Source organism: Sutterella parvirubra YIT 11816 (assembly GCF_000250875.1).
GTDB lineage: Bacteria > Pseudomonadota > Gammaproteobacteria > Burkholderiales > Burkholderiaceae_F > Sutterella > Sutterella parvirubra.
Genome location: NZ_JH604847.1, coordinates 26355 through 32364 on the forward strand (window position 1 = coordinate 26355; position 6010 = coordinate 32364).

A 6010-nucleotide genomic window follows, 5' to 3' on the forward strand; every position below is an offset into this window, starting at 1 on the left:
ACAACACCCAAGACACCACCTATGCAGAACAACCGCAAACTCGAATTCTTCGTGGGTCTCTTCCTTCTCCTCGGCTTCGCCGCCGCGCTCTTCATGGCGCTCCAGTCGGCGAACCTCGGGAGCTTTTCCTTTGGGCACAAGACCTACGTGATCAGCGCCGACTTCGACAACATCGGCGGCCTGAAGCCCCGCTCGGCCGTGAAGAGCGCCGGCGTCGTCGTGGGCCGCGTGCAGTCGGTCGTCTTCGACCCGGAAACCTTCCAGGCGCGCGTGACGATGGAGATGGATGCGAAGTATCCGTTCCCGACGGATAGCTCCGCGAAGATCCTCACGTCGGGGCTTTTGGGTGAGCAGTACGTCGGGATCGAGCCCGGCGCCGACGAAGCGAACCTGGAGAACGGCTCCACGATCCGCCGCACGCAGTCCGCGGTGGTGTTGGAGTCGCTCATCAGCCAGTTCCTTTATTCGAAGGCCGAAGACGGCGCAAAATAAGAACCGAAGTCCAAAAAAGAGATCCTCACAGAGACCTTATCATGGAAGCCACTTTCGCCCCGAAAAAGCTCCGGGGCGCCCTCGCGGCGCTCTCGGGCGCGCTCGTCCTCGCGGGCTGCGCGCAGGTGCCGCCCAACGCGGGCGAGAATCCCGCCGACCCCTACGAGGCGATGAACCGCCACGTCTACGCCTTCAACGATTCGATCGACCGCGCGGTGCTCAAACCCGTCGCCAAGGGCTACAAGGCCGTGACGCCCGAGATCGTGCAGACCGGGGTGAGCAACGCGACCGACAACCTTTTTTCGCCCTCGCACGCCGTCAACAACGTGCTTCAGGGGAAGGTGAGCGACGGGATCGGGCAGGGCTTCCGCTTCCTCGTGAACTCCACCTTCGGGCTGCTGGGCCTCATCGACGTGGCCGACATGATCGGGCTCGAAGAAAAGCAGGAAGACTTCGGGCAGACGCTCGCCGTCTGGGGCGTCGGGCAGGGGAGCTACCTCGTGATTCCCTTCCTCGGGCCTTCGTCCACGCGCGACGTGTGGCGCTACCCCGAAGAGTTCGTGACGAGTCCGATGACCTACGCGCTCTGGAACGAAGACTGGTGGATCGGAGCGGCGATCACCGCCGTCGGGGTCATCGACACGCGTGCGCAGCTTCTCGAATATGAGGATCTCCGCGCGGGCGTCGTCGACGAATACGCCGCGATGCGCGACGCCTACCTCGCGGGGCGCGAGCGCGCCGTCGCGGACGGCGGCGTCGCCGACCCCGACGCCGAGCTCGAAAGGCTCACGCCGCTCCCGCTCGACGACGAAGAATAACGACCGGATCAACCCATTCAACGCTAGACAAGAGGACAACGCCATGCAGCGACGCCGACTGATTCTCGCCACGGGCCTTGCGCTCGCCGCCCCCGCGCCCGCCGTTTGGGCTTGGGACGACAAGGGTGATCCGTTCGCCTTCGTCGTCGACGTGAGCAACGAAATCCTGGACGAGATCCGCAGGGACCCGGCCTTGGCGCACGGGGATCCGGAACACGTCCGTCAGTTGGTGGACGGGAAGATCCTCCCCGTCACCGACTTCACGCTGATGACGCGCCTCACGGTGGGGCCGGACTGGCGCAAGGCCTCGGCCGAAGAGCGTCAGCGCCTTGAGCAGGGCTTTCGCGGGCTGCTGATCCGCGTCTATTCGGGCGCGCTCCTTCAGGTGAAGGATCAGCGCTGCGAACTCCGTCCGACGCGCGTCAAGACCGTGAAGGACGAGATGGTGATCCGCACGCTCCTCAAAGCCTCCGGCCAGAAGGACCTCGGTCTCGACTACCGCATCTACCGCGCCAAGGACGGCGCCTGGAAGATCGTCGACGTCAACGTCGAGGGGATCTGGCTCGTCGAAAACTACCGCTCGCAGTTCGCCTCGGTGCTGAGTTCCGAAGGCGTCCCCGGCCTCATCAAGATGCTCGAAACCCGCGCGGACGAGCTCGCCGCGAAGAACAAGGCCAAGTCCTGAGGACCCTCTATGCGCATCGAAGTTGACGACCTCACGGTGGAAAACGCCGCCCGGGTGAAGCGTGAAGCTCTGGACGCCTGGACGAAGGGCGAGCGCACGTTCGACTTTTCGGCCGTCCGGCACGTCGACAGCGCGGCTCTCGCTTTGGTGGCGTCCCTCGTGCGGCGCGCCGAAGCCGAGGGCGCCCGGGTGACCTTCACGGGGCTCCCGGCGGGGTTGAGAAGCCTCGCGGAACTCTACGGCGTCGACGCGCTTTTGGACGAGTATCTGCCGCCCGCCGCGCGTTAACCATTTATCGCCATTCCAGCGACGCACAAAGGGGCCGCCCGTTCGGGCGGCCCCTATACAATTCGCGACTCAGCACACCCAACACCGGAATCCGATTCATGCAGAAACTCCGTATCCGCGGCGGCCGCCGCCTGGTCGGCGAAGTCCGCGCCTCCGGCGCCAAGAACGCCGTGCTTCCCATCCTCTGCGCCGCCTTTTTGACGGCCGAAGACCTGGTGCTCCGGAACGTCCCCGACTTGGCGGACGTGCGCACGATGCTGAAGCTCCTCGAAGGGATGGGCGTCAAGGTCCGCCGTGAGGGCGATGCGGTGATTCTGAATGCGGGGAGCGTTTCGGACACGACGGCCCCGTACGAGCTCGTGCGCACGATGCGCGCCTCGATCCTGACGCTTTGCCCGCTGACGGCGAGGTTCGGGAGCGCCGAGGTGAGCCTCCCGGGCGGCTGCGCCATCGGCGCGCGCCCCGTGGATCAGCACATCAAGGGGCTCCGTCAGCTGGGGGCCGAGGTGGAGATCGAGCACGGCTACGTCAAGGCCCGTGCGGCGCGCCTCAAAGGCGCGCGCATCGTCACCGACATGGTGACCGTCACCGGCACGGAAAACCTGATGATGGCCGCGGTGTTGGCCGACGGCGTCACCACGATCGAAAACGCGGCGCGTGAGCCCGAAGTCGTGGACCTCGCGGACTGCCTGAACGCCATGGGCGCCAAGGTCTCGGGCGCGGGCACGCCCACGATCACGATCGAAGGCGTCGAGAGCCTCCACGGGGCGGAGCACACCGTCATCGCCGACCGCATCGAAGCGGGGAGCTTCCTCTGCGCGGCGGCCGCCACGCAGGGCGACGTCCTCGTGACGCACTGCGAGCCCCACCACATGGAGGCGGTGCTGGACAAGCTGCGCGAAGCCGGCGCCGAACTCGAAACGGGTGCCGACTGGGTGCGCCTTCGCATGACGCACCGCCCGAAGGCGGTGTCGGTGCGCACGACGCCGCACCCCGGCTTCCCCACCGACATGCAGGCGCAGTTCATGGCGCTCAACACGGTCGCGGAAGGGACGGGCCACGTGACGGAGACGATCTTCGAGAACCGCTTCATGCACGTCCCCGAACTCATGCGCTTGGGCGCCAAGATCAGCATCGAAGGCTCGACGGCGATCGTCGAAGGCGTCGAGAAGCTCTCCGGCGCTGCGATGATGGCGACCGACCTGCGCGCTTCGGCCTCCCTCGTCATCGCGGCCTTGGTGGCCGAAGGCGAGAGCACGGTCGACCGCATCTATCATCTTGACCGCGGCTACGAGTGCATGGAGGCGAAGCTCCGCGCGTTGGGCGCCGACATTGTTCGGGAAAACGCTTGAGGCCTAGACCAAAGTGGGGACGACGGGAGTCGTCCCCATGCCGCATAATGAACGGATGACTTCCACACGAACGGAGAGCAGCATGCAGGACTGCATTTTCTGCAAGATCGGCCGCGGCGACATCCCCTCCCGCAAGATCTACGAGGACGACGACGTCCTCGCCTTCCACGACATCAACCCGAAGGCCCCCGTGCACTTCCTGATCATTCCGAAGAAGCACATCGCCTCGCTCGCCGAAGCGCAGCCCGAGGATGAAGCCCTTTTGGGTAAAATGCTCACGCTTGTGCGCAAGCTCGCCCTGCAGGAAGGTTGCGTGAACGGCTTCCGGACCGTGATCAATACGGGCCGCGACGGCGGGCAGGAAGTCGCGCACCTTCACATTCACGTGCTGGGCGGTCCCCAGCCCTGGAAGTAATTCTTTTTTTCCCCGGAGTACAAAATGGGTTCCTTTTCCGTCTGGCACTGGCTGATCGTTCTCGTCATCGTCGTTCTCGTGTTCGGCACCGGCAAGCTCAAGAACATGGGCAAGGACTTGGGCGGCGCGATCAAGGGCTTCAAGGAAGGCATGCGTGAGGGCGAAGACGACAAGCCCGCCGCGCAGATTTCCCAGTCGAAGGACACCGTCGACGTCGAAGCCAAGGAAAAGACCAAGGCCGACTAACGCGACCGCCAAGGTACGCGTTCCCAGAAGAAACGCTGGACGACCGCGGCAGCCCCAACGGGTTGACCGCGGCCTTTTCAATGCATTCGCGGAGCTTTCATGTTTGATTTCGGTTTCAGCGAAATGCTCGTGGTCGGGGTGATCGCGTTGGTGGTCCTCGGTCCTGAGCGTCTCCCGACCGTCGCCCGTACCGCGGGCGAGTGGGTCGGCAAGGCGCAGCGCTTCGTCGCCCAGGTCAAATCCGACATCGACCGCGAGTCCTCACTCGCCGAGCTCAAGAAGATTCAGGAAGAGGCGCGCGCCGTCGCTTCCGACCTCAAGTCGACCGTCGAGAAGGCCGCCACCCAGATGGAAAAGGACGTGAAGGCCGTCGCGGACGAGGTGGAGACCAACGCCGCTTCGATCGAGAAGTCCGTCGACGACGCCGTCTCGCAGGTGAGCTCCGAAGTGAACGCCGCCCGTACGGCGAGCTCGGAAGACATCGCGAGCGTCTACGGGTGGGGTACGCCCGAAACCGTCAACTCGGCCCCGACCCCCTGGCACACGTCGTCCGAAGCCGAGACGAAGATCTTCAAGAAGCGCTACCACAGCGGGCCCTCCGTCGACGAGCTCGCGGGCGAAATCGAACGCCTGCGCCGCGAACTCGGCATGCGCGAAGCGCAGTTGGGCGGCGCCGTCGGCAGCTCCCGGCGGCTTGCGCCCCGCACGCGCAGCAACCGCCCCCGCATCTACCGTTAAGTGGAAGAGAAGATGTCGAACCAACCCCAACAACTTGAGGCGCCCGACGATCCCGCCAACGAGCAGCCGCTCGTCTCCCACCTCGTGGAGCTGCGCAACCGCCTCGTGAAGTCGGCGATCGCCGTGCTCGTCGTCTTCGTGGCGCTCTCGCCCTTCATGAAGCAGATCTTCGACTACCTGAGCGCGCCGCTGATGGTGGCGCTCCCGCAGGGGGTGAAGCTCTTGGCGACGGGCGTGGTGGCGCCCTTCATGGTGCCGCTGAAGGTGACGCTCTTCCTCGCGTTCCTCATCGCGCTTCCGATCGTGCTCTATCAGGCCTGGGCCTACATCGCGCCGGCCCTCTACCGGCATGAAAAGCGCCTGGCGCTCCCGATCATCGTCTCCTCGATCGTGATGTTCGCGGTCGGGATGGCCTACTGCTACTTCATCGTCTTCCGCATGGTGTTCCAGTTCATCGCCGGGTTCTCGCCCGATTCGGTGAACTTCGCGCCGGACATCGACTCCTACTTCAGCTTCGTGCTGACGATGTTCGTGGCGTTCGGGCTCACCTTCGAAGTGCCGATCGTCGTCGTGGTTCTGAACCGCCTCGGCTTCGCCTCCTACGAAAAGCTCGTCAAGATCCGCCCGTACGTGATCGTCGGCGCCTTCATCGTCGCGGCCATCTTCACGCCGCCCGACGTCCTTTCGCAGACGCTCCTCGCGGTGCCGATCGTGCTCCTCTTCCAGGTGGGGATCTGGCTCGTGCGCTGGTTCGGCCGCTCGCAGGAAGAGGTTGACGAACTCGCCGAAGAGCGCAAGAACGCGGTCGAGTAACACCGAACAAAGCGGCAAAGACTTCTCAACGAAGAAGAGAAGGAAACGCCCGGTCATCCGTCGTGGTGACCGGGTGTTTTCACATTTGTTGCCCTCTCGTTTGGAGCGGCAGGTCGTTCGTTCGGGTCAGACAAGGGCTCGAAACTGATACAATAAATCTAAT

The 6010-nt window shown here is 64.5% G+C and carries 9 protein-coding genes; all 9 read left to right on the forward strand.

Features of this window, described 5'->3' with window-relative positions; all coding sequences use genetic code 11:
• Positions 1-21: 21 nt before the first annotated feature.
• The 9 genes from mlaD to tatC all read left to right on the forward strand — a co-directional run bounded on the left by mlaD (position 22) and on the right by tatC (position 5847).
• Positions 22-492 carry an outer membrane lipid asymmetry maintenance protein MlaD gene (gene mlaD / locus HMPREF9440_RS00575; protein ID WP_008540469.1) on the forward strand — a complete coding sequence of 157 codons (471 nt, stop codon included), beginning with the start codon at positions 22-24 and terminating at the stop codon, positions 490-492.
• Positions 493-533: 41 nt separating this feature from the next.
• On the forward strand, positions 534-1310 hold the full coding sequence (locus HMPREF9440_RS00580; protein WP_008540471.1) for an MlaA family lipoprotein: 777 nt from the start codon (positions 534-536) through the stop codon (positions 1308-1310).
• 43 nt (positions 1311-1353) lie between these two features.
• Positions 1354-1995: an MlaC/ttg2D family ABC transporter substrate-binding protein gene (locus tag HMPREF9440_RS00585; RefSeq protein WP_008540473.1), complete on the forward strand. Its 642-nt coding sequence runs from the start codon at positions 1354-1356 to the stop codon at positions 1993-1995.
• A 9-nt stretch (positions 1996-2004) separates the two neighbouring features.
• Positions 2005-2283 carry an STAS domain-containing protein gene (locus HMPREF9440_RS00590; RefSeq protein ID WP_008540474.1) on the forward strand — a complete coding sequence of 93 codons (279 nt, stop codon included), beginning with the start codon at positions 2005-2007 and terminating at the stop codon, positions 2281-2283.
• A 98-nt stretch (positions 2284-2381) separates the two neighbouring features.
• Positions 2382-3635, forward strand: a complete 1254-nt coding sequence (gene murA, locus HMPREF9440_RS00595; protein ID WP_008540475.1) for a UDP-N-acetylglucosamine 1-carboxyvinyltransferase — start codon at positions 2382-2384, stop codon at positions 3633-3635.
• An 82-nt stretch (positions 3636-3717) separates the two neighbouring features.
• Positions 3718-4050, forward strand: coding sequence for a histidine triad nucleotide-binding protein (locus HMPREF9440_RS00600; RefSeq protein ID WP_040763134.1), 333 nt, complete (start codon positions 3718-3720; stop codon positions 4048-4050).
• 24 nt (positions 4051-4074) lie between these two features.
• Positions 4075-4296: a Sec-independent protein translocase subunit TatA gene (gene tatA, locus HMPREF9440_RS00605; protein WP_008540477.1), complete on the forward strand. Its 222-nt coding sequence runs from the start codon at positions 4075-4077 to the stop codon at positions 4294-4296.
• A 99-nt stretch (positions 4297-4395) separates the two neighbouring features.
• Positions 4396-5034 (forward strand): Sec-independent protein translocase protein TatB, encoded by a 639-nt coding sequence (gene tatB / locus HMPREF9440_RS00610; protein ID WP_008540478.1) that lies wholly within the window; start codon positions 4396-4398, stop codon positions 5032-5034.
• Positions 5035-5046: 12 nt separating this feature from the next.
• Positions 5047-5847 (forward strand): twin-arginine translocase subunit TatC, encoded by an 801-nt coding sequence (tatC, locus tag HMPREF9440_RS00615; protein ID WP_040763135.1) that lies wholly within the window; start codon positions 5047-5049, stop codon positions 5845-5847.
• Positions 5848-6010 lie beyond the last annotated feature (163 nt).